Below are 20631 nucleotides of genomic sequence, written 5' to 3'. Positions count from 1 at the left end.
AGCGCCATCCGACATTAACGTCTTAAAGGAAAATCATGGAATCGTTACTTAAAAAACTCTCGCTAAGCGGGCTGGGCATGGGGATGTTGTTGCTCATCGTGCCGCAAGAAGCCTTCGCAATGCACATTATGGAAGGTTTCCTGCCGCCAATGTGGGCTCTGGCATGGTGGATTTTATTCCTGCCGTGCTTGTACGTCGGGCTGGTGCGTTTGCGCCAAATCGTGGCACATGACAGCAACCAGAAAGTGCTGCTGGCACTTTGCGGTGCATTTATCTTTGTGCTCTCGGCGTTAAAAATCCCCTCGGTTACCGGAAGCTGCTCGCACCCAACTGGCGTTGGCCTTGCGGTAATTCTGTTCGGCCCGGGCGTTGTGGCGGTTTTGGGTGCCATTGTGCTGCTGTTCCAGGCACTGTTACTGGCACACGGCGGGCTGACTACGCTTGGCGCAAACGGCATGTCGATGGCGGTTATTGGGCCGATTGTCGGTTATCTGGTATGGAAACTGGCATGTAAAGCGGGCTTTCGCCGCGATGTGGCCGTGTTCCTGTGTGCGATGATTGCTGACTTAACCACTTACTTTGTCACTTCGATTCAACTCGGTGTAGCGTTCCCCGATCCGCACTTTGGCGTTACCGGTTCCTCGATGAAATTCATGGGTATTTTCTGTCTGACGCAGATCCCAATAGCCATCGCCGAAGGCTTGCTCACTGTGATGATTTACGACCAGCTAACCAAACGACAACTGCTTCCTGCCAGGAGCCAATAAGATGAAAAAGACTCTAGTATTGCTTGCCCTGATAATAGGACTGATGATTGTGCCGTTCTTTGTTCCTCACGGTGGCGAATACGGCGGCTCCGACGACCAGGCAGAAGGGCAGATATTGGTCGTCGCGCCTCATTACAAACCGTGGTTCCAGCCGCTTTATGAACCAGCCAGCAGCGAAATCGAAAGCCTGCTGTTTACCCTGCAAGGTTCAATCGGTACGGCGGTGATTTTCTACATTCTGGGCTATTACCGGGGCCGCCGCGAAGACCATGCTGGGGATTGATAAACTCAGTTACCAAAGCCGCTGGTGCCGTGTCTCACCGCTGCGTAAATTTGCGCTGTATCTGGTGATGATGGTGCTGGCGTTTGCACTGCCGCCAGTCGGGCAGGCGGTTTTGCTGCTGGTGATTGCCGCTTTTACCTGTTGGTTGCTGCGTGTTGGACCGGTGCGGTACTTGCGCTGGCTGGCGGTGCCACTGGGCTTTTTGCTGATCGGCGTGGTGACGATAATCTTCAGTGCCGCGCACCACGCGCAGGCTTTGCTGTGGAGTGTGCCGCTCGGCTCATTTTATGTGGGCATTGATGCACAAGGCGTGATGATGGCAAACCAGACTTTCTGGCGCAGCCTTGCGGCTCTGGGCGCGACTTACTGGCTGGTGCTAAATCTACCGTTTCCGCAATTGATCATCTTGCTACAACGCCTCCGGGTACCGCGTTTGCTGACCGAGCAAATCCTGCTCACCTGGCGTTTTATTTTTATCCTGTTGGACGAGGCACAGGCCATTCACCGTGCTCAGACATTGCGTTTCGGTTATCGTACGCTGCCCGGTGGTTACCGTTCGCTTGCTATGTTAGTCAGCATGCTTTTTTCGCGCGTGCTGCTGCGTTACCAGCAAATGGTCACGACGCTGGATATCAAACTTTACCAGGGTGATTTCCACCTGTGAGAACTGCACCGATGCTGACAACCCAAAATTTATCTTTTTGCTATCAGGATGATACCGTTCTGCACGATTTAACCTTTGATTTTGGGACGTACCCGGTAACGGGAATAGTCGGCGCAAACGGCTGTGGAAAATCCACGCTGTTTATGAACCTCAACGGTGTTTTGCGCCCGAAGATTGGTGCAGTTTTGTGGCAGGGCAAACCGATAAATTACACCAAAGCCGGGTTGATTGAGCACCGCCAGCGCGTCACCACCGTGTTTCAGGACCCGGAACAACAAATCTTTTATACCGATATCGACAGCGATATCGCCTTTAGCTTGCGCAATCTTGGCGTGAATGAAACCGAAATCGCCCGCCGTGTCGAACACGCGATTCAGCTGGTAGATGCGCAATCTTTCCGCCACAAACCGATTCAATATTTAAGTCACGGGCAGAAGAAACGCGTGGCAATTGCCGGGGCGCTGGTGATGGAAGCCGACTATTTATTGCTTGATGAACCGACCGCCGGACTTGACCCATCGGGCCGTCAACAGATGATTGAAATCATCGCCCGCATTGCTGCGCAGGGTAAGCACGTCGTCATCTCAAGCCATGATATTGATCTGATTTATGAAGTTTGCAACGCCGTGTATGTGATGAAAGGCGGCAGAATCGTCGCGCAAGGTGAACCCGGCGAAGTCTTTAGTCAGGCGCCGATGCTGCAAGATGCCGGGCTTGTGCAGCCATGGCTGGTCAAACTGCACAGCGAACTCGGTTTCCCGTTGTGCAAAACCGAAACTCAATTGTTTAACGCCTTGCGCGTTTCAAAGGAAGCAGGATGAGCCTTTCAATCATGGTTCAGGGCACCGCCTCTGATGTAGGGAAAAGCATGTTGGTGGCAGGGCTGTGTCGGATTTTCGCCCAGGACGGCCACCGTACCGCGCCGTTTAAATCGCAGAATATGGCGCTCAATTCGGGTATCACGCCGGATGGCAAAGAGATGGGCAGGGCGCAGATTTTCCAGGCTGAAGCGGCTGGAATTGCCCCGGATGTGCGCATGAACCCCGTACTACTCAAACCAACCAGCGACTGCAAAGCGCAGGTGGTATTGATGGGTAAAGTCGCCACCAATATGGATGCTGTGACCTACCACAACTACAAACCGCAATTGAAAGCGCAAATCCGCGAGGTCTACCAAAGCCTTGCGTCAGAATATGATGTGATGGTGCTTGAAGGGGCGGGTAGCCCGGCTGAAATCAACTTACGCGACCGCGATATCGTCAATATGGGCATGGCAGAACTGGCGCAATGCCCGGTGATTCTTGTTGCAGATATTGACCGTGGCGGCGTGTTCGCTGCTATTTACGGCACCATAGCGCTACTGCTGGAACATGAAAAATGGCGCGTAAAAGGCGTCATTATTAACAAGTTCCGTGGCGACGTGGCGCTGCTCTACTCCGGCATCGAACAAATCGAAGCGTTAACCGGCGTGCCAGTTTTGGGCGTGATGCCGTGGCTGAATGTCGATCTCGAAGATGAAGACAGCGTTGTTTTGCAGCGTGGGAAATACGACGAAGTCACCCCGAAAGAGTTGGATATTGCAGTTTTAAAACTGCCGTACATGTCGAACTTCACCGATTTTAATGCGTTGGCGGCACAGCCTGATGTGCGCCTGCGTTATGTAGCCAAACCTGATGAACTGCAAAACAGTGACCTGGTTATTGTGCCGGGCAGTAAAAATACCCTCGGCGACCTGCTCTGGCTGCGTGAAAACGGCCTCGAGCAGGCGCTGCTAACACACAATAGCAATGACGGCGCGGTGCTGGGGATTTGCGGCGGCTATCAGATGCTCGGGCAGCATATTTACGACGAAGTGGAATCCGGGCTTGGCGAGATGGCCGGTATTGGTTTGCTGGATGTTGTGACACGCTTTGCCAGTGTTAAAACCACGACCCGCGTCGCCGGAAAGGTTCAGGCGCAACTGCCAGGCGTTTTTGCAGCAAGCTCAGGTTCAGCACTGCAAGGTTATGAAATCCATATGGGCGAAACGCAGCGCGGAGAAAATACCGCACCGTTTGCCACTTTCACCGAGTGTAATACTCAGCCTTATCATAATGTTGATGGTGCTATCAGCGAAGATGGTCGCGTGCTGGGTACTTACCTGCATGGCCTGTTTGATAGCGGTGAGTTTACTCGCAGTTTGTTGGATAGCTTGCGTCTGCGCAAAGGGCTGAATGCCTGGGAATGCGAGGTGTTCGACTATCAAAATCATAAAGATCAGCAGTTCAATATCCTGGCTGACGCGATGCGTGAGAACATTGATATCTCACGTATTTATCAGATTATGGAAGAGCATCAGGAACAACCAATATGAAATTAGTCACGGGCGGCGCTCGTAGCGGTAAAAGCCGTCATGCCGAACAACTGGCCGCAAATTTTGAACGTGTGTTGTATATCGCTACGTCGAAAATTTTCGACAGTGAAATGGAGCAGCGTATTGCGCACCATCGCGACAGCCGCCCGGCGCATTGGCAAACCGTTGAGCAGTATCGCGAGTTAAACACCGTTATTAATGAGCACAACAATGCCCGCGAAGCTGTGTTACTGGAATGCATCACCACGCTGATTACCAACGTGATGTATGACGCGGCGGGCGATAAGCCAGAAGACGACTGGGATTTTGACTCGATGGAACAGGTGGTGAATCAGCAAATCGACATTTTGCTGGCGGCCTGCGAATCAAGCCCGGCGGAAGTGATTCTGGTGACCAATGAAGTCGGGATGGGCATTGTGCCGGAAAACCGCCTCGCGCGGCATTTCCGTGATATTGCCGGGCGCGTAAACCAGCGCCTGGCGCAGCGTGCCGATGAGGTGTGGCTGGTTATTTCAGGGATTGGGGTAAAAATTAAATGATCTTCCGTTTGTTCTTCGCCACTTTGCAGTTTATGAGCCGCATTCCGGTGCGCGCGCGCTGGACTGATGGTATCGAAACACACCAGTATGTGCGCGGTATCGTGACCTTTCCATTTGTTGGCCTGGTGCTGGGTGCTTTGGCAGGGGCTGTGTTTACGCTGTTGCAGCCGTGGGCGGGCTTACCTTTAGCTGCCATGGGTTATGTGCTGGCACTCGCATTATTGACCGGTGGTTTCCATCTTGATGGCCTGGCTGACACGTGCGATGGCATTTTCTCGGCGCGTACTCGTGACCGCATGCTGGAAATCATGCGCGATAGCCGTCTTGGTACTCACGGTGGGCTGGCGCTGATCTTTGTGATTGTGACCAAAGTGCTGGTGGTCAGCGAACTGGCGCTGCGTGGCAATAATATGCTGATGGTGCTGGCAGCGGCTTCCATTGCCGGGCGCAGTGCTTGTGTGCTGCTGATGTACAACCACAAGTATGCGCGTGAGAAAGGGCTGGGCAATCTGTTTATCGGCAAAGTGACGGGCACACAGGCGCTGCTGACGCTGATTGGCGGTGCGGTGCTGTGCACGGTTCTGTTGCCGACTTCCGGACTGCTGGCGCTGGCTATCACAATACTGGCGATGTATCTCCTCGGCCAGATGTTGAAGCGCACGCTCGGCGGGCAAACCGGCGACACGCTGGGGGCGGCGATTGAATTGGGCGAAGTGGTTTTCCTGCTCGCGCTGCTGCGCTGATTGTCGGATGGCGCTGTGCTGAACTGTTTTTTATAACGTTTCTGAGAATAAAAAAATGCAAACTTTAAATTCATTATTGGCAATGATTTCCCCGCTTGATAGCGATGCAATGGCTCGCGCACAACAACACATTGACGGCCTGCTTAAACCATTTGGCAGCCTTGGGCGCCTGGAAGCGTTAGCGGTGCAGCTGGCGGGAATGCCGGGCATGAAAAACGGCCTGAACACTGAACGCAAAGCTATTCTCGTGATGTGTGCTGACCACGGTGTTTATGCGGAAGGTGTGGCTATTTCACCACAAATCGTGACCGCGATTCAGGCGATGAATATGACGCGCCATAACACAGGTGTCTGCGTATTGGGCGCGACTGTCGGTGCGGATATTCATGTGGTCGATGTCGGTATCGACAGCGATGCTCTGCCTGGTGTGTTGGATATGAAAGTGGCACGTGGCAGTGGCAACATTGCCCAAGGCCCGGCGATGAGCCGTGAGCAGGCTGAAAACTTGCTGCTGGCAAGCATGCAACTCACTATGCAAAAAGCCGCTGAGGGCGTCACGCTGTTTGGCGTGGGTGAACTAGGTATGGCGAACACCACACCTGCGGCTGCGATGGTCAGCGTGTTGACCGATAGCTCACCGGACGACGTTGTTGGCATGGGAGCTAACTTCCCAAGCGACCAGATGCATCACAAAATTTCCGTAGTGCGTAAAGCGATTGAAACCAACCAGCCCGATGCCGCTGATGGTATTGATGTGCTGGCCAAAGTGGGTGGTTTCGACCTGGTAGGTATGACGGGTGTGATGTTGGGTGCAGCGGCTGCTGGCCTGCCGGTCGTTCTTGATGGGTTCCTGTCTTATGCTTCAGCACTCGCCGCTTGCCAGATTGCGCCAGGCGTGCGTGATTATTTAATCCCGTCGCATTTGTCTGCGGAAAAAGGTGCGGTGATCGCGATGAACAAGTTAGGGCTGGAGCCGTATTTGCAGATGGGTATGCGTTTAGGTGAAGGCAGCGGTGCGGCATTGGCAATGCATCTGGTGGATGCTGCGTGCGCAATGCACAACAATATGGGATCGCTGGCAGACAGCAATATTGTGTTGCCAGAGTGATCTTCTTGGATCACTAATCTGAATTTGCCGTGATCGTGATAATTCCGTTCACTTACCTTTCAGTACAATTTATGCCGGGAACAAGGTCAAAAACCAAACCGGTTTTTGACCTTGTTCCCGGTAAGAAGATGTCTTGCAGTTCGGACGCTCAAGCTTAACTATTTTTAAGTTAAATTATCACTAAATAACTTTATTTATCACTAAATTTAGTTATGATAATTATCACGGATCGACATAAGGAAACCAAAGTGCCGAATGTTGAATGGAGTAAGACGGCAATGAAACAGCTTCTCCGCATAGATAGCCGCTACCGTGAAGCGATATATGCCCGGATAAGTGAGCTAGAAGAATTTCCTGATGTGCAGCTAGATTTAAAGAAGCTGCACGGCAGTAAAGGGAAAGAATATCGGGTAAGGGTGGGTGTTTATTGGGTGCTGTTTACGGTAATAGATGGAAATCCAACCATAATCCAGATTGAAGAGGTAATGCGCAGACAATCAAATACATACTAAGTGGAGGCGAGGCAACCCGCTTCAACCAGTGAGAAATCTCGACTTTTCTCCAATATTTGCGAGACCCGTGAGAATGAAAAAAATACAATTCTTGACCGATGAAAATGGTGCACGTCAATCTGCTGTGATACCTATTGACCTGTTTAATAAACTGGTAAAAGCCGCAGACCTGGATGATTTTTACGAATCGGTTCCCTATGCTCCTGGCCCTAACGACGATGAGACAATCCCACATGAAGTTGTAGGCTACCAAATGAGAAAAGGCGCGACTTTACAGGCCGCCTGGCGCATGTATCGTGGTCTATCTCAAGAGGCTGTGGCGGAAGTGCTCGGCATCTCTCAAGCGGGTGTAGCAAACATGGAGAAACGTGCTAAACCTCAGCGTTCCACATTAGAAAAACTCGCTGAATTGTATAGATGTCGCGTTACCCAGCTAATTGATGACTGATAAAAAATCTGGGCCAATGGAGTGTCTCCTGGATTGGTCGGGGAAAGGGATAACTACAACAAACTATCTCAATTTTTATCCTTATTGAGATAGTTTGTGAAAGAGATGAGAGCTTACTTCACCTTCACCAGCGTCCGACCCTGAACCGCATTATTCATAATGTCATCGGCAAATTTAGGCGCTTGCTCCATGCTAATCTCGGTCGTCGCCGTCTCATAGAAACTCTCCGGCAACAATTCGGCCAGACGCTCCCACGCGGCAACTCGGCGCTCAATCGGCGCACTAACCGAATCAACACCTTGCAGGCGTACGTTACGCAGAATGAATGGCATCACTGTCGTTGGCAGTGAGAATCCACCCGCAAGGCCGCAAGCCGCGACACAACCGGAGTAGTTCATCTGTGCCAGCAGTTTGGCGAGTACATTTCCACCCACGGTATCAACCGCACCAGCCCACACTTGTTTTTCCAGTGGACGAGTTTCAGCAAATTCACTGCGTGGCAGAATGCGGCTGGCACCTAACTGGCGTAGGTAGTCGTGAGTGGATTCACGGCCAGAAACTGCTACAACCTGGTAACCCAACGCGTGCAGCAGAGCGATTGCGGTGCTGCCCACGCCGCCGCTGGCACCGGTCACAACCACTTCGCCGCTTTCTGGTGTAATACCTGCATCTTCCAGTGCCATCACGCACAACATAGCAGTAAAGCCAGCGGTGCCGACAATCATCGCTTTACGTGCGCTAAGGCCGGCAGGCAGTGGAACAAGCCATTCGGATTTCACACGTGCTTGTTCGGCAAGGCCACCCCAATGGTTTTCACCCACACCCCAGCCGGTCAACACCACTTCCTGACCTGCGCTGAAATTAGCATCATCACTACTCGCCACGCGCCCTGCGAAATCAATCCCCGGCACCATCGGGAAGTTACGGATGATTTTGCCTTTGCCGGTGATCGCCAGCGCATCTTTATAGTTCAGGCTTGACCACTCAACATCAACCAGCACATTTCCCAGATCGATTGCCGGCGCAGAGATTTGTTTTACCTCGGCCTGAGTCTGACCTTCAACTTGTTCAAGTACGACTGCTTTCATGGTGGATCCTCATTCGTTGGGCCGGGTATTCCAGCCTAATTGTTTCTGATGCCCAACACGGTATACCCGAAGCAGCTGAGAATAAAGAATACCAACAATATTCATGTGTAAATGGCTGCTTTTTAGCAGGTTATAAGATTTTCATATTTTAACTTTTGACCCTACCACTCGTATGTTTGAAACAAAAGTTTCCAACCGTTGTGACAAAAGTTTCACATATGCCCATTGGGCAGTTTCAGCCCCTTCTGAGGAGATAAGCATGCGCGTCATTCGACTTACAACCGCTGTAGCCCTTGTACTGGCAAGTGCGCATGCAGCCGCACTGGATAAGTTAAAACTGCAGCTCGACTGGATGCCAAATGGCGGTGATAAAGCATTCGTTTTTGTCGGTGTTCAAGAAGGTTTTTACGCAGCAGAAGGGCTGGATGTCACCATTTTACCTGGCCGTGGCAGCAGCGACACGCTGACAAAAATTGCTTCAGGTGCAGCTGATGTGGGCACTGGCGGCATTGCTTCTTTAATGATGGCGCAAGCTGAAGGTGGCATTCCAGTGAAAGCCATCATGAGCATTTACTCAAAACAGCCTGATGCGATTTACTCGTGGCAGGGAAGCGGCGTGACCGATATGAAAAGCCTGAAAGGCAAAACGCTTGGTATCCCGACGTTCTCTGCCTCTAATGCGTTGCTTCCCATCATGCTGGAAAACAATGGTGTTGATCCCGATAGCGTAAAACAGATCAAAGCTGACCCAGGCACGCTGGTGCCAATGCTGGCACAGGGGCGTGTTGATGGCGTGGTGGTGTGGTCAACTAATCGCCCGAGCATTGAAGCGACGCTGACTCAGGTAGGTAAAAAACCGCTTGAACTGGCCTGGACCGATTACGGCCTTGATGGCTACGGCCTGTCGTTCTTTGCCTCCGATAAACTCATCAAAGAAAAGCCGGATGTTGTAGCGCGTTTCGTCCGAGCTTCCAAAAAGTCTATCGAATTTAGCCTGGCGCACCCGGACAAAGCCGCCGCTGACCAAAAAGCGATGGTGCCTGAAGCCGATGTCGTGATGCTGGAAGCTGATTTCAACGTTACAAAACCGCTGATTAACAATGAAATTAGCCAGCGCGATGGCCTGGGGCAATTCGACCCGACGCTTCTGAAGCACACGTGGGAATGGGTTGCGAAATCAATGAAATATCCGACCGATAAAGTAAACCCGGAAACCCTGGTTGACCGTAGTTTTCTCGCTAAATAAGGGAATGTCATGCAGCCTGTTATAGAGCTTAGTCATGTTAATCAGACATTTATATCTGCTGATGGCACCAGAGTTACGGCACTTGATGAGGTGAATCTGACGCTGCGCCGCCATGAATTCGTCTCATTTATTGGCCCATCAGGCTGCGGGAAATCGACCATTTTGCGCTTGATTGCCGGGCTGCTCAAACCAAGCAGCGGTGTGATTTCTGTTTATGGCAACCCGGTGACCGAACCGCGAGATGAAATGGGGTTTGTGTTTCAGAAACCGACGTTGCTGCCATGGCTCACGGTGCTCGATAACATCACTTTCCCGATGAAACACAAGTATGGCCGCGTGGATGCTAAAGATATCGCGCGTGGGCATGAATTGCTGGAAATGACAGGGCTGACGCAGTTTGCCAATAAGCGACCGGCGGAACTTTCAGGCGGTATGCAGCAGCGTGTTTCCATTGCTCGCTCTTTGCTGCATGACCCGGATATTTTGCTGATGGACGAACCGTTTTCCGCACTCGATTCTCTGACGCGAGATGAAATGAGTTTTGAGTTGATGCGTATCTGGAATGAACGCCCAAAAACAGTGCTGTTTGTTACCCACTCAATTCAGGAGGCGTTGCTACTTTCTGACCGCATCGTGGTGATGAGCGCGCGCCCTGGGCGGGTGAGTGAAATTATTGATGTCCCGCTGGCACGCCCAAGAGATGAGGAAACACTCAATCACCCGCTATTCCATGAGTTAACCGCAGATATCCGCCACAAAGTGTTTAGTCGCCGCAAGGAGCCTGCATGAAAGCGTTTCTGGAAAAGTACATTGCGCTGCTGGCGCTGGTGGTGGCGGTTTTGCTGTGGGAAGGGGCGTGTAAATTATTCGCCATCCCGGTGTTTATTCTACCTTCGCCATCGGCCATTTTCGCTTCAGTAAGCACGTTGGATGCCGGGCGCTGGGCGACTCATATTCTTGCAACATTAAGCGTGGCGTTAAGTGGTTTCCTGTTGGCGATTGTTATTGCGCTGCCGCTGGCTATTGCGATTGTCAGCTCTAAATTGCTCGCCCGCCTGGTGCTGCCATGGTTGATTGTGATTCAGTCAACGCCGGTTGTGGCAATTGCGCCAATTATTGTCGTAACACTGGGTTCTGGCATGTTGCCGCGGGTGGTGATCACCACTTTGATCTCTTTCTTCCCGCTGGTGATTTCCACGGCGACCGGCATGAATTCTGTGCCGTCTGAATTGCTCGAACTGTCTAAAACATTACGTGCACCCCGCAACCGCGAATATTGGCAGATTCGTATGCCGTATGCGGTGCCGTATATCTTCAGTGCACTAAAAGTGGCGATTACGCTGTCGATTATCGGCGCGGTGGTTGCGGAGTTTGTCGCAGCCGATCAAGGCCTGGGTTACTTGATTTTATTCAGCACCTCATCGTTCAAAATCCCATTGGCTTTCGCCAGCTTGTTCTTGCTGGTGGTGTGCAGCCTGACGTTGTACGGGCTGGTGAGCTGGATGCAAAAACGGTTGTTCCCGTGGAGCCTCGATACAAAATAAGGAAGGAAACACATGTCATTAAAACGTGGGCCTGCGCCAAATAAAGAGCAAATTTTACGCCACTTGCGCCGCTCCAATGAGGTGGCACAGAGGGCGATTGCACTTGGGCATCATCCTTTTGGTGCGCTGTTAGTCGCACCGGATAACGAAACAGTATTGCTCGAACAGTGCAATATCGACACGGTAAACCATGCAGAATCAACACTTTCCCGCATTGCGGCAACCAATTACACCGCCGAATATTTATGGCAATGCACGTTGTATACCGCCGTCGAACCTTGCTGCATGTGCGCGGGTACGGCGTACTGGGCAAATATTGGGCGAGTCGTTTTTGGCATGTATGAGAGTCAACTATTGGAAGCGACCGGCAACCATGAAGAAAACCCGACCATGAGTGTGTCGTCGAAATACGTTTTTGAGCATTGCCAGAAACCAGTGGAGTTAATTGGCCCGGTGGAAGAAATTATCGAAGAGACAAGGGCGATGCAAAAGGCGTTTTGGGCGGGGCGGTAGAGGGTTGAATGTCGGGTGAACGTTAGCCTCACCCGACATGACAACGTTTAACCCTGCAATTGCAGCGTGGTTAAACAGGTCTGGCTCTCTTTGTGCGTCGCAATTGGCGCAGTGGCCGTTTTCCCCTGGTAACTCACTTCAATCGTGCCTTCCATATCACGTGGCAACCAGACGCCAACAAAGCCATTCGCGTGACTGGTCATCTTTTTCTGCATCAATATCTTGCCGCTTTTGTCCGTCACTTTCACATCAAATGGCGTATTTGCAAGCTCGCCACGGCAGCCAGAAAGACTGTGGTTAAAGCACGGATGGGTTTGCGTCACGTAAGGTGCGAAAGACAAATAGAACATATCGCCGAGCGGATAGCTGAACTGCTGCGTGCCGTCAGACAACTTCAGTTCGGTGCTGGTGATACCTGCGTTATACGGCAATGGTCGAGCCTGGGTTGAACCGTCGATCGCTTCCACCATTTGCTCGGTGGATTTACCCGACAGACCGTGTGCTGCGAGAAACTCTGCATCTGATTGCGCAGCAATTGCCGTGCCACTGATGCTTAGTGCCAGCAAAGCGAAAAGCAGTTTTTGTTTCATCTATAATTCCTGTCTAAAGAGAGAGTTGAGTTGTGCTCGACTCTAGACCTTCCCCTAAGGGGAGGGTCAAAAGGATATGCAATTCTTTACAGAATGTATGGGTATTTTGGGTGTTTATAGGTAAAAGGCGATGTCGAAGCGACGCGAAGTAACCCGCGCTTCGAGATTGAATTGTGGATAGGGATTTTTCAATTTAGGTCTTTTCAGGTGCTATAGCGCAAAAGCGTGTATCCAGCTTATCCGTGTTTAAGTTTGAGGGAATTGTATGAAGTGAAGTGTTTTTCTGGCGACTGACATAAATGTTGCCATAAACCTAAGAAAGCTTACTTAGGTAACTCTGAGCAGGCTTTTGTATTTGGCATACGCTGACGGCCTATTATGTGCCAGGAGTGGACATTGCTTACGTGAAATTCCTGCCTGCTTACAAACAAATAAACCTTTATATTGCTGTGTGTTTATTTGCGCTGAGCAAATAATTGGTTGTTTTTCGCACAAGCGCAACGCTGTCTTATGTATATCAAATAAATGAATCGACATTGCTTAATCAATATAAAACTAAAGTGTTTTTTAACCTTTTGATTTTAATCAGTTAAAATATTAGTGAAATGATTGCATTAACAATAACCTTGCAGCATATATAAATAGCACAATAACTAAATTATAATTCTTAAACATCCGGTTGATATACGAGGTCAGAATGCGATTAATTGTCATGCTGTTAAGCTTTGCGCTCACCACACAGGTCTGGGCGGGCGAATTTGCCAGACCTGCCGGTAAAGTCCTTTTAACGCTGTCTGGTAATATCGAAAATACAAATGAAGCTGGTAAAGCCGTTTTTGATATCGCCAGCCTTGAGAAACTGGGTATGGTCAGCTTTCAGACCACTTCTCCCTGGTATGATGGCCGCACTACTTTTACGGGTATTCCACTACAAAAGCTTATGGATTATGTCGGGGCGAAAGGTTCTGTTGTTAAGGTCACTGCGCTCAATGACTACACCACAGAAATCCCCCTCAGTGATTTTAAGAAATACAACGTTATCCTTGCTTTAAAAATCAATGGAGAATATATGCGTATCCGTGATAAAGGCCCGTTGTTTGTTGTTTACCCCTATGACAGCATCCCTGAGCTGAATAATCAGATTTATTATTCAAGGTCAGCCTGGCAGGTCAGCAGAATGAATATTGAGTAATGGGTCAGAACACCAACATGAACAGAATTCTGGCTGGCATCATTTGTTTCCTTTTTATATCTACTGCGTATATCTCTTTCCTTGTGCATGAAAGGCAACAAGAGTTACAGAAACTGACTCACTACGCCGCTTCGTGGTCTGCTGCACAGATGGTATCAGAGTATTACCGGTTCGAATCGTTGCTTGGTCTTTACACTATTGATGAGACGATGACGCTGGATGATGTGCGCATGCGTCTCGACATTATGCTCAGCCAGAGTGATTTAATGAAAGAAGGTGATCTGAGGAATTACATAGAAAGTAATAAAGCCCATCATGCACTGGCTCTACAGCTTGAAAAGACACTTGAGTATCTGGATATTAATCTTGAGAAAATGAACCGCTCAGAACTCCAGGCATACCTGAAAAAAATGCAGACTCTTGATGCACAAATGAGTCGTCTGTCGTCCGGCGCTTTAGACAAAGATATCAACACGATTAATGACGCCAACCTCAAAATTAAAACCCTGTACTATATTTACTCAGCGACGTCTGTATTGCTGATAATAATGAGTGCGATACTGGGTCTGCTGATATTTTATCAAAACAGAAATATTCTGAAGGCACATCTTCAGGTAAAGAGTCTTGCTGAAGCACTGCAGGAATCTAAAGAAAAACTGCAAGTCCAGAATGCAAGACTGGAGTATGACGTCTACCATGACTCTCTCACAGAGATGAATAACCGCCATTTTTTCTGGGGGAATTTAAATGAAACCATCGAAAACGCAGTCAAAAACAATAATTCTGTGAATGTGATGTTGTTTGATTTAGACCGATTCAAGGAGGTCAATGATACGTATGGTCATGATGTGGGTGATATATTATTACGCCAGATATCACATCGTCTAATTTCGATGGGCCTGGCTTCCGATACGCTTTATCGTTTAGGCGGAGATGAGTTTGCGTTTCTCTCGAGTGGCCTGACGGAGAGCGGTGCCGTTTCACAAGCCCAAAATATATGCAATATTATCAGCCAGCCCTACACTATTTATAATACGATTATCAATATAACTACCAGTGTCGGTATTGTCATCTCAGACACTGAACGCCGCTCTGACTATCTCTATAAATTTGCCGATCTGGCCCTTTATGAAGCTAAAAAGGAAGGCGCTGGTAAAATAAAAGTCTTCCGGCAATGGATGTTAGATAAGCTGCAAGAAAGCCGAACCCTTGAGCATGATATGGCACTGGCGTTAGTGAATAAAGAATTCGTGGTTTACTATCAGCCTATTGTCGATTCTTTCAGCCAGGAAATTTACAGTTATGAAGCCCTTATTCGTTGGATACATCCTCAGAAGGGCCTACTGTCGCCGGACAGCTTCATTCCGGTGGCTGAAAAAACAGGAATGATTAACGAGATGGGGAAATCGGTGCTTGAAATGGCCTGCCGGGAAGCCGCTTCCTGGGTGATTCCTACTAAAATTTCAGTCAATGTCTCTCCTGTCCAGCTAAGCAGTAAAACCTTTGCCGGAATGGTGTTGTCCATTCTGAACGAAACGGGACTTCCCGCTGAGCGTCTTGAACTGGAAGTGACAGAATCCTCTCTCTTTACTGAGAGCAATACGCCGATGAATACGCTTAACAGGCTGCGGGCTATGGGGGTGAAAATCTCCCTCGATGATTTTGGTACCGGTTATTCTTCTCTTTCGCGCCTGAGTAAGCTTGCCTTCGATAAAATCAAAATAGACAAGTCCTTTGTGAATTCTATATCCACACAGGAAGATGCCCTTAATATCATCAGGCTTATCACCGGAATGGCGAAATCCCTCAATATGAAAACCGTTGCGGAAGGTGTTGAAACACAGGAGCAACTGGAAAGCCTTCAGTTGCTGGGCTGTGATTTCATACAAGGCTATCTGTTTGGTAAACCTCAGCCTTATATAGATGGGAAAATTAGATACGGTTAAAGGGGAAATTTTCTTTCTGCCTGGTCATACACCGGAATATCTACTTCAACTCAAACGCAATTGAAAAACGACAGGAGTAGCAAACTCCTGTTGCCAGCTCTGTTTCTCAGCTTGCTGCGATGGTGGCTATGTCATCACTCATCGATTGTAACTCATTGATCAGTCTTGCCACATGGAAACCATCGCACACGGAATGATGTACCTGAACAGCGAGAGGCAACAGTACTTTTCCATCTTGTTCGTAGTATTTTCCAAGAGTAAACATGGGGGCAAAAAAGTTCTGCATGTTTGCAACGTTGATATTAAAACTGGTAAAACTTACCCAAGGAATAGCCGATACGAAAAATATATTCTCCCGAGACTCCTCCTTAGGCCAATAAGAAAGGTTATTACCATAGCGTGCAATATCTTCTGAATAAACGTCCTGGAAGTGATGAATATTGCCATCGTAGTGACTCCATAATGATGAAAAGGTCTCCGTTTCATTATGGAAAATGGTATAGCTTGGATGAATCTCATTCCATATAACAAGCTCATTATTCTTCATAGCCATACGGAACTCCGCATGACTATTTACGATTTTAGACAGGAGGAAAATAATAGTAGGGTAAAATTTCCAGCCAACTTCTCTTATATGTTTTAGCAGCGCGGTAATATCCACCAGGACAGTTTGGTTAATTGTACTTTGAGCAAATGACTGAAATACCTCAAAATGCTCCTTCCTTGCCCAACGAGACAAGTCAACAGGTGTATATTCCGGGGTTGTTTTTTTCATTTTTTTAACCTTTGATTGTAAATTATATATCAAATATTAATCTAAATTTCATGAGTTAATGAAACATATAGAATGCTAACTATTTTTGTAGAAAACACATTTTTGAGAGTAGCTCATCATTATACAGTAGGGAAGGGGTTTAAAATATTTTATATATCAGATAATAAAAGTAGATTGTTAAGTCTACTGGTTTTTTCCTGGCAATAAAATTTTGTGGAATATCTACTCCTTGCTCAAATCTGCTCTAAGATCGTTCACTGGTGGCTACGTACCAGGAGCGGAAACTCATAAATCTTGTTAGCTATACAGATACGTCGAGTTGCTTAGTAATACGGGTTGGTCATTTAATAAAGGTAATGTTCATGCACTCACATCCTCTACGCCAGATCATTGAATCATGTGACAGAGCGATCTCTGCTAAAGATTTTGACTCTTTGATGGAGCACTATTCTGAAGATGCTGCTCTGGTAGTTAAGCCTGGTATGATCGTCAAAGGTAAAGTTAATATCCGCAAAGCTTTTGTTGCTATATCTGATTATTTTCAGGGCCAGCTTATTGTAGAACAGGGGGATATGCAGGTGATAGAAGGTGGCGGCAATGCTCTCGTTATCATGGAAACAGTGCTTCGTTTCCCCGATGGGCATAGTGGAATAGTTGAAACGACACGCCGCGCAACCTATGTATTTCGGCAGGACAGTGATAGTCGCTGGCTTTGTACAATCGACAATTCTTATGGTACTTCTCTTTTGGATGTTGATAGTGCCTAAAACACGTTGCTTGAACTATAGCGAGTAGTAGCCTTGCTTTTAAAGTGGATATTATTCATTGCATTTTTCAGGCACAACTTCCGCTCCTCGCACAGAGCGGGCCTTCAACTCGGTTAGCTCGTCCGCTATGTGCCAGAAGCGGACGTTAAAATGATTCAAGAAAACTCTACACTGTGGTCAGTTTTAGTTAGCCACTACACTCACATCCTCAGAGTATCAGTAACTTTATCACTGAGAATCAGAACTGATTTCACGCTGGTTTCAATCAGACCAATAATTGCCGGCCGTGGGCCATTTATCCATGCATCGCTGCTGTAAAATTCATTCTGTGACGATTTCAAATGCCCGAGGTCATCATAAGAACGGATCAGGTAATATGAATCTTCATCGTGTATAGAGTTACCAAAAGAAACGATATCCATCCCCGATGCGCGATGAAGAGGCGCACTCTGCTCAACCATTATTTTATGGAAATCCTTTCCCGTTCCTCTTTTCAAGGTGTACTGCAATATCTCGACGGTTCTCATCATTCTCATTACCTGGTTGATGACGGTGGCTTGTATTTACCATAACGAAATGTGAATGGCGCAATTATGCGGGATACCTTCAAGATCAACAGTGCCATACTTACCCCTACAACCCAAGTTCGCTAAGAGTCGGGTGATTCTCAGGACGCCTTCCCAGTGGCCAGTGGAACAACCGTTCAGATTCACTGATAGGCATATCATTCACACAAGCAAAGCGGCGTTGCATCAGTCCGTCCGCCTCGAACTCCCAGTTTTCATTGCCGTATGAACGGAACCAATTGCCTGAATCATCATGCCATTCATAGGCGAAGCGCACGGAAATCCGATTTTCAGTAAATGCCCAAAGTTCTTTTATCAGGCGATAATCGAGCTCCTTCCTCCATTTACGAACCAGAAACAACTGTGCTTCCTCACGGTTAGTCGCAAATTCTGTGCGGTTTCGCCATTTGGTATCCACTGAATATGCCTGTGCCACCTTAGCTGGATCGCGGCTGTTCCAGCCATCTTCTGCTAGCCTAACTTTTTCCATTGCGCTTTCACGTGTGAATGGTGGTACAGGGGAACGTCTATTCATTTTGGATTCCTCTTCGTTGTACGATGTAGACAGGTCTGTCTACATCGTGTTAATTTACGTCTGAGAAATAATACTGTCAACACGCTAATGAAGGCCATTTAACTATGTTTTCGTTAAAAATGAGTAGCGATAAAAAAATTACCGCCAAGGAAAAAATACTGACTACAGCGCACGATTTATTTTACTCTTTAGGTATTAGGGCAACAGGTATTGATAAAATTATTCAGCAGGCAAAGGTTACAAAAGTCACTTTTTATCGTCATTATCCAAGTAAAAGCTCATTGATAATAGCTTATTTGAATTACAGACATAAAATCTGGAGTAATTGGTTTTACGTCACTCTTAGAAATAAACTGGACGAAAACAAAGCCCCATCGTATGCGCTATCCGAAACTTTTCATGAATGGTTCCTCCACCCCAGTTTTCGTGGTTGTGCGTTCATGAATGCAACTGCTGAAGCAGAAGCTGAAGATATTAGAGATGAAATTAAATCTATTTGTCGTAATCACAAATTTGAAACCCGCAAAATAATAGCGACGTTGATCGATATGACAGAATATAAATTAACTGATGATATAATGATGTTGATTGATGGTGCGATTATTCATGCGCAAATGGGCATAGATGTGAATGAGGTTGTTGAACAGTTAAACAATGGGCTGAAGAAATTACTTCTAGCTGTATAACGCATAGAAGTGTTTTTCCTGATTGATAGTATCGGAGGTATGGGCATCGATATTTACAATGGTTCAGCGATATCATTTCAGTATCGACATCGGCTTTTCGCTCAGAGCAGACTTGGTCTCCTTCGCTCTGGCTTCTAAGTGCCAGAAGCAGACGTTATCTCCTTTCAAAGCATCACTTCTGAGGCTGACCATAACTGCATTCAGCTACACTTGTTCATATTTTTCGCCCAGAACAACTACATCAGTCAAGTATGTTTGGTCTGAAATCTTTTAAATCAACAAGATGCATGGCCCTCTAACGATGAAAGTGATATTTGTTCGACACGCGGAAACAGAGTGGAATGTGAGAGGAATTATTCAGGGGCAAAGTGATAGCAAGTTAACCCATCGGGGGTTGCATCAAACCTCAGCCCTACTGGCAGCATTTGGTGTAAGTGATTACCGGGTAGAATGTGTTTACGCTTCTCCGCTTGAGCGTGCCAGGCAAATGGGACAGAGCCTGGCTGAATGCTTTCGTTGCCCATTGATGGCTGAACCGGCCCTTAAAGAACAGGCATTTGGTCAGTTTGAAGGAATGTCATCAGCTCAGTTCCTTCAATACCATCCGAACGATGCAAATGCGCTATTCAATCTTGATGCAGAGTATTGTCCACCAGGTGGTGAATCTCTCTCACACGCTTCTCAGCGAATTATGCGTTTTTTATACAATCAGGAAGAAACACGACTTAATCAAACAATATGTATCGTGTCTCACGGACACGTCAGTCAGGGTGTTCTTGCGATTCTAAAAGGAGGGGTTGTCGATGATTTCCCCAGGTATGCACAACCCAATGCGAGTTACTCCGTTTTCGAACTGATTAATGGAAGATGTGTCGCACTCAGATGGGGGATTGCTACACACTTACGTCACCTGTAATAGTCGTTACCCTGAATCACTTCAAAGTGTAATTCTCAGGGTTCGAATGACTATACTTCGCTCATAGCAGATGCAAACCCAACTTAACGAGTGTTAACCCCCCCTCAAAACAAACTCTCATTTCGCGCTCTGATCCACTCCCCACTAACCGGATGAACAAAATGCAGCTCGCTGGCATGCAGCATCAGTCGGGGAGTTTGTTCAGTGCCCGGCAGCAGTAAACCGCCATATAGATCACAGCCTAAAATAGGGTGGCCCAACTGTTGGCAATGGATGCGCAGTTGATGAGTACGCCCTGTTTCCGGGGTTAGCTCTACTCGCGTTAATGGCAGTAGCGTCCCGTCATCCTGTTCGCGATAAACGCGTTCAATGACGCGATAGCCGGAACGTGCAGGCTTGCCGTTGATTGCGCAAATCGACATCAGCGGGAATAGCGCCGGGTCTTTGGCAATCGGCGCATCTATCACCCCTTCGTTGTTGTGCAGGTGCCCGCAGAGCAGTGCGCTGTAGGCTTTGGTCACCGTGCGCTGGCTGAATTGCTGGCAAAGGTCTGCATTGATCGCTTTGTTGCGGGCAATCACCATCAACCCGGAAGTACCAAAATCCAGGCGGTGGACCAGCGTGCAGCCGGGAAATGTCTGAACTAAGCGATGATGCACTGAATCCAGGTTTTGCGGGTTTTTCCCCGACAGGCTGAGCAACCCGCTGGGCTTATTGATCAGCACCAGGTGTTCGTCCTGATAGAGAACCTCTATCTTTTCATGGCACGCAGGGGCGATAAAGGTATCGATAATCGTAGACATCAGGCTGCCTGGAGGGTGAGTGGGAGCGGATGATAACGAATTTTAAA

At 48.2% G+C, this 20631-nt stretch carries 25 protein-coding genes; 19 read left to right on the top strand and 6 right to left on the bottom strand.

Annotation, left to right across the window (positions count from 1 at the left end; all coding sequences use genetic code 11):
- The first annotated feature begins 35 nt into the window (after positions 1-35).
- From cbiM to LVQ77_RS09245, 10 genes are all read left to right on the top strand, one after another.
- Complete coding sequence (cbiM, locus tag LVQ77_RS09290; protein ID WP_151994353.1) at positions 36-767, top strand: cobalt ECF transporter S component CbiM; 732 nt, start codon at positions 36-38, stop codon at positions 765-767.
- Between the two features lies 1 nt (position 768).
- Positions 769-1050: an energy-coupling factor ABC transporter substrate-binding protein gene (locus LVQ77_RS09285; protein WP_232904279.1), complete on the top strand. Its 282-nt coding sequence runs from the start codon at positions 769-771 to the stop codon at positions 1048-1050.
- Positions 1037-1714 (top strand): energy-coupling factor ABC transporter transmembrane protein, encoded by a 678-nt coding sequence (locus tag LVQ77_RS09280; protein WP_232865277.1) that lies wholly within the window; start codon positions 1037-1039, stop codon positions 1712-1714. Before LVQ77_RS09285 ends, LVQ77_RS09280 begins: the two co-directional genes overlap by 14 nt.
- Positions 1715-1725: 11 nt before the next feature.
- A complete protein-coding gene (locus LVQ77_RS09275; RefSeq protein ID WP_232904278.1) occupies positions 1726-2535 on the top strand; it encodes an ATP-binding cassette domain-containing protein in 810 nt (269 codons plus the stop codon).
- Positions 2532-4067, top strand: coding sequence for a cobyric acid synthase (locus LVQ77_RS09270; RefSeq protein ID WP_232904277.1), 1536 nt, complete (start codon positions 2532-2534; stop codon positions 4065-4067). The genes LVQ77_RS09275 and LVQ77_RS09270 overlap by 4 nt, the downstream gene beginning before the upstream one ends.
- The gene (gene cobU, locus LVQ77_RS09265; RefSeq protein ID WP_151994348.1) at positions 4064-4606 is read left to right on the top strand and encodes a bifunctional adenosylcobinamide kinase/adenosylcobinamide-phosphate guanylyltransferase; all 543 of its coding nucleotides are present in this window, start codon (positions 4064-4066) and stop codon (positions 4604-4606) included. The genes LVQ77_RS09270 and cobU overlap by 4 nt, the downstream gene beginning before the upstream one ends.
- Complete coding sequence (cobS, locus tag LVQ77_RS09260) at positions 4606-5349, top strand: adenosylcobinamide-GDP ribazoletransferase (RefSeq protein ID WP_232904431.1); 744 nt, start codon at positions 4606-4608, stop codon at positions 5347-5349. The genes cobU and cobS overlap by 1 nt, the downstream gene beginning before the upstream one ends.
- Before the next feature lie 55 nt (positions 5350-5404).
- Positions 5405-6457: a nicotinate-nucleotide--dimethylbenzimidazole phosphoribosyltransferase gene (gene cobT / locus LVQ77_RS09255; RefSeq protein WP_232904276.1), complete on the top strand. Its 1053-nt coding sequence runs from the start codon at positions 5405-5407 to the stop codon at positions 6455-6457.
- Between the two features lie 248 nt (positions 6458-6705).
- Positions 6706-6969 (top strand): type II toxin-antitoxin system RelE family toxin, encoded by a 264-nt coding sequence (locus tag LVQ77_RS09250; RefSeq protein ID WP_232904275.1) that lies wholly within the window; start codon positions 6706-6708, stop codon positions 6967-6969.
- 73 nt (positions 6970-7042) lie between these two features.
- Entirely contained in the window at positions 7043-7417 is a 375-nt protein-coding gene (locus LVQ77_RS09245; protein ID WP_232904274.1) for a helix-turn-helix domain-containing protein, read from the top strand.
- A 113-nt stretch (positions 7418-7530) separates the two neighbouring features.
- Here the strand turns inward: LVQ77_RS09245 and acuI are convergent, their stop codons facing one another.
- Entirely contained in the window at positions 7531-8505 is a 975-nt protein-coding gene (acuI, locus tag LVQ77_RS09240) for an acrylyl-CoA reductase (NADPH) (protein ID WP_151994343.1), read from the bottom strand.
- Between the two features lie 259 nt (positions 8506-8764).
- On the opposite strand from acuI, the gene LVQ77_RS09235 reads away from it, so the two are divergent.
- The 4 genes from LVQ77_RS09235 to LVQ77_RS09220 are packed head-to-tail and all read left to right on the top strand — an operon-like array spanning position 8765 to position 11808.
- Positions 8765-9751 carry an ABC transporter substrate-binding protein gene (locus LVQ77_RS09235; RefSeq protein WP_232904273.1) on the top strand — a complete coding sequence of 329 codons (987 nt, stop codon included), beginning with the start codon at positions 8765-8767 and terminating at the stop codon, positions 9749-9751.
- Positions 9752-9760: 9 nt separating this feature from the next.
- Positions 9761-10540, top strand: a complete 780-nt coding sequence (locus LVQ77_RS09230) for an ABC transporter ATP-binding protein (protein ID WP_232904272.1) — start codon at positions 9761-9763, stop codon at positions 10538-10540.
- Positions 10537-11295, top strand: a complete 759-nt coding sequence (locus tag LVQ77_RS09225) for an ABC transporter permease (protein WP_232904271.1) — start codon at positions 10537-10539, stop codon at positions 11293-11295. Before LVQ77_RS09230 ends, LVQ77_RS09225 begins: the two co-directional genes overlap by 4 nt.
- Positions 11296-11307: 12 nt before the next feature.
- A complete protein-coding gene (locus tag LVQ77_RS09220) occupies positions 11308-11808 on the top strand; it encodes a nucleoside deaminase (protein ID WP_232904270.1) in 501 nt (166 codons plus the stop codon).
- A gap of 47 nt (positions 11809-11855) precedes the next feature.
- On the opposite strand, the gene cueP is transcribed toward LVQ77_RS09220, so the two are convergent.
- Positions 11856-12398, bottom strand: coding sequence for a copper-binding periplasmic metallochaperone CueP (gene cueP, locus LVQ77_RS09215; protein ID WP_232865287.1), 543 nt, complete (start codon positions 12396-12398; stop codon positions 11856-11858).
- A gap of 697 nt (positions 12399-13095) precedes the next feature.
- Between cueP and LVQ77_RS09210 the strand changes: the two genes are divergently transcribed.
- Together LVQ77_RS09210 and LVQ77_RS09205 are read left to right on the top strand one after the other, a co-directional pair.
- On the top strand, positions 13096-13590 hold the full coding sequence (locus tag LVQ77_RS09210; protein ID WP_232865288.1) for a putative pterin-binding protein: 495 nt from the start codon (positions 13096-13098) through the stop codon (positions 13588-13590).
- A gap of 17 nt (positions 13591-13607) precedes the next feature.
- Complete coding sequence (locus LVQ77_RS09205; RefSeq protein ID WP_232904269.1) at positions 13608-15536, top strand: putative bifunctional diguanylate cyclase/phosphodiesterase; 1929 nt, start codon at positions 13608-13610, stop codon at positions 15534-15536.
- Positions 15537-15642: 106 nt separating this feature from the next.
- On the opposite strand, the gene catA is transcribed toward LVQ77_RS09205, so the two are convergent.
- Positions 15643-16311, bottom strand: a complete 669-nt coding sequence (gene catA, locus LVQ77_RS09200) for a type A chloramphenicol O-acetyltransferase (protein WP_232904268.1) — start codon at positions 16309-16311, stop codon at positions 15643-15645.
- Positions 16312-16673: 362 nt separating this feature from the next.
- Between catA and LVQ77_RS09195 the strand changes: the two genes are divergently transcribed.
- Entirely contained in the window at positions 16674-17078 is a 405-nt protein-coding gene (locus LVQ77_RS09195) for a YybH family protein (RefSeq protein ID WP_232865291.1), read from the top strand.
- 200 nt (positions 17079-17278) lie between these two features.
- On the opposite strand, the gene LVQ77_RS09190 is transcribed toward LVQ77_RS09195, so the two are convergent.
- The gene (locus LVQ77_RS09190; RefSeq protein ID WP_232865327.1) at positions 17279-17605 is read right to left on the bottom strand and encodes an NIPSNAP family protein; all 327 of its coding nucleotides are present in this window, start codon (positions 17603-17605) and stop codon (positions 17279-17281) included.
- 106 nt (positions 17606-17711) lie between these two features.
- Positions 17712-18179, bottom strand: coding sequence for a nuclear transport factor 2 family protein (locus LVQ77_RS09185; protein ID WP_232865292.1), 468 nt, complete (start codon positions 18177-18179; stop codon positions 17712-17714).
- Positions 18180-18283: 104 nt separating this feature from the next.
- On the opposite strand from LVQ77_RS09185, the gene LVQ77_RS09180 reads away from it, so the two are divergent.
- Positions 18284-18865: a TetR/AcrR family transcriptional regulator gene (locus tag LVQ77_RS09180; RefSeq protein WP_232865293.1), complete on the top strand. Its 582-nt coding sequence runs from the start codon at positions 18284-18286 to the stop codon at positions 18863-18865.
- A gap of 301 nt (positions 18866-19166) precedes the next feature.
- Positions 19167-19781, top strand: a complete 615-nt coding sequence (locus tag LVQ77_RS09175; protein WP_232865294.1) for a histidine phosphatase family protein — start codon at positions 19167-19169, stop codon at positions 19779-19781.
- A gap of 104 nt (positions 19782-19885) precedes the next feature.
- Here LVQ77_RS09175 and LVQ77_RS09170 read toward each other — a convergent pair whose 3' ends face one another.
- A complete protein-coding gene (locus LVQ77_RS09170; RefSeq protein ID WP_232904267.1) occupies positions 19886-20584 on the bottom strand; it encodes an RluA family pseudouridine synthase in 699 nt (232 codons plus the stop codon).
- Positions 20585-20631 lie beyond the last annotated feature (47 nt).

Source organism: Buttiauxella cochleicola (assembly GCF_021282435.1).
In the GTDB taxonomy this organism is placed as follows: domain Bacteria; phylum Pseudomonadota; class Gammaproteobacteria; order Enterobacterales; family Enterobacteriaceae; genus Buttiauxella; species Buttiauxella massiliensis.
The sequence above is the reverse complement of the archived record's forward strand: the minus strand, read 5'-3'. Positions and strand labels throughout refer to the sequence as shown.

Coding starts and splice junctions, on each gene's coding strand:
- LVQ77_RS09205 (WP_232904269.1), top strand. CDS start 13,608: ATGAACAGAATTCTGGCTGGCATCATTTGTTTCCTTTTTATATCTACT.
- acuI (WP_151994343.1), bottom strand. CDS start 8,505: ATGAAAGCAGTCGTACTTGAACAAGTTGAAGGTCAGACTCAGGCCGAG.
- LVQ77_RS09285 (WP_232904279.1), top strand. CDS start 769: ATGAAAAAGACTCTAGTATTGCTTGCCCTGATAATAGGACTGATGATT.
- LVQ77_RS09225 (WP_232904271.1), top strand. CDS start 10,537: ATGAAAGCGTTTCTGGAAAAGTACATTGCGCTGCTGGCGCTGGTGGTG.
- LVQ77_RS09175 (WP_232865294.1), top strand. CDS start 19,167: ATGAAAGTGATATTTGTTCGACACGCGGAAACAGAGTGGAATGTGAGA.
- LVQ77_RS09185 (WP_232865292.1), bottom strand. CDS start 18,179: ATGAATAGACGTTCCCCTGTACCACCATTCACACGTGAAAGCGCAATG.
- LVQ77_RS09220 (WP_232904270.1), top strand. CDS start 11,308: ATGTCATTAAAACGTGGGCCTGCGCCAAATAAAGAGCAAATTTTACGC.
- cobU (WP_151994348.1), top strand. CDS start 4,064: ATGAAATTAGTCACGGGCGGCGCTCGTAGCGGTAAAAGCCGTCATGCC.
- LVQ77_RS09270 (WP_232904277.1), top strand. CDS start 2,532: ATGAGCCTTTCAATCATGGTTCAGGGCACCGCCTCTGATGTAGGGAAA.
- LVQ77_RS09195 (WP_232865291.1), top strand. CDS start 16,674: ATGCACTCACATCCTCTACGCCAGATCATTGAATCATGTGACAGAGCG.
- cueP (WP_232865287.1), bottom strand. CDS start 12,398: ATGAAACAAAAACTGCTTTTCGCTTTGCTGGCACTAAGCATCAGTGGC.
- LVQ77_RS09190 (WP_232865327.1), bottom strand. CDS start 17,605: ATGAGAACCGTCGAGATATTGCAGTACACCTTGAAAAGAGGAACGGGA.
- cbiM (WP_151994353.1), top strand. CDS start 36: ATGGAATCGTTACTTAAAAAACTCTCGCTAAGCGGGCTGGGCATGGGG.
- LVQ77_RS09210 (WP_232865288.1), top strand. CDS start 13,096: ATGCGATTAATTGTCATGCTGTTAAGCTTTGCGCTCACCACACAGGTC.
- LVQ77_RS09170 (WP_232904267.1), bottom strand. CDS start 20,584: ATGTCTACGATTATCGATACCTTTATCGCCCCTGCGTGCCATGAAAAG.
- LVQ77_RS09275 (WP_232904278.1), top strand. CDS start 1,726: ATGCTGACAACCCAAAATTTATCTTTTTGCTATCAGGATGATACCGTT.
- LVQ77_RS09245 (WP_232904274.1), top strand. CDS start 7,043: ATGAAAAAAATACAATTCTTGACCGATGAAAATGGTGCACGTCAATCT.
- catA (WP_232904268.1), bottom strand. CDS start 16,311: ATGAAAAAAACAACCCCGGAATATACACCTGTTGACTTGTCTCGTTGG.
- LVQ77_RS09230 (WP_232904272.1), top strand. CDS start 9,761: ATGCAGCCTGTTATAGAGCTTAGTCATGTTAATCAGACATTTATATCT.
- LVQ77_RS09235 (WP_232904273.1), top strand. CDS start 8,765: ATGCGCGTCATTCGACTTACAACCGCTGTAGCCCTTGTACTGGCAAGT.
- LVQ77_RS09280 (WP_232865277.1), top strand. CDS start 1,037: ATGCTGGGGATTGATAAACTCAGTTACCAAAGCCGCTGGTGCCGTGTC.
- LVQ77_RS09180 (WP_232865293.1), top strand. CDS start 18,284: ATGTTTTCGTTAAAAATGAGTAGCGATAAAAAAATTACCGCCAAGGAA.
- cobT (WP_232904276.1), top strand. CDS start 5,405: ATGCAAACTTTAAATTCATTATTGGCAATGATTTCCCCGCTTGATAGC.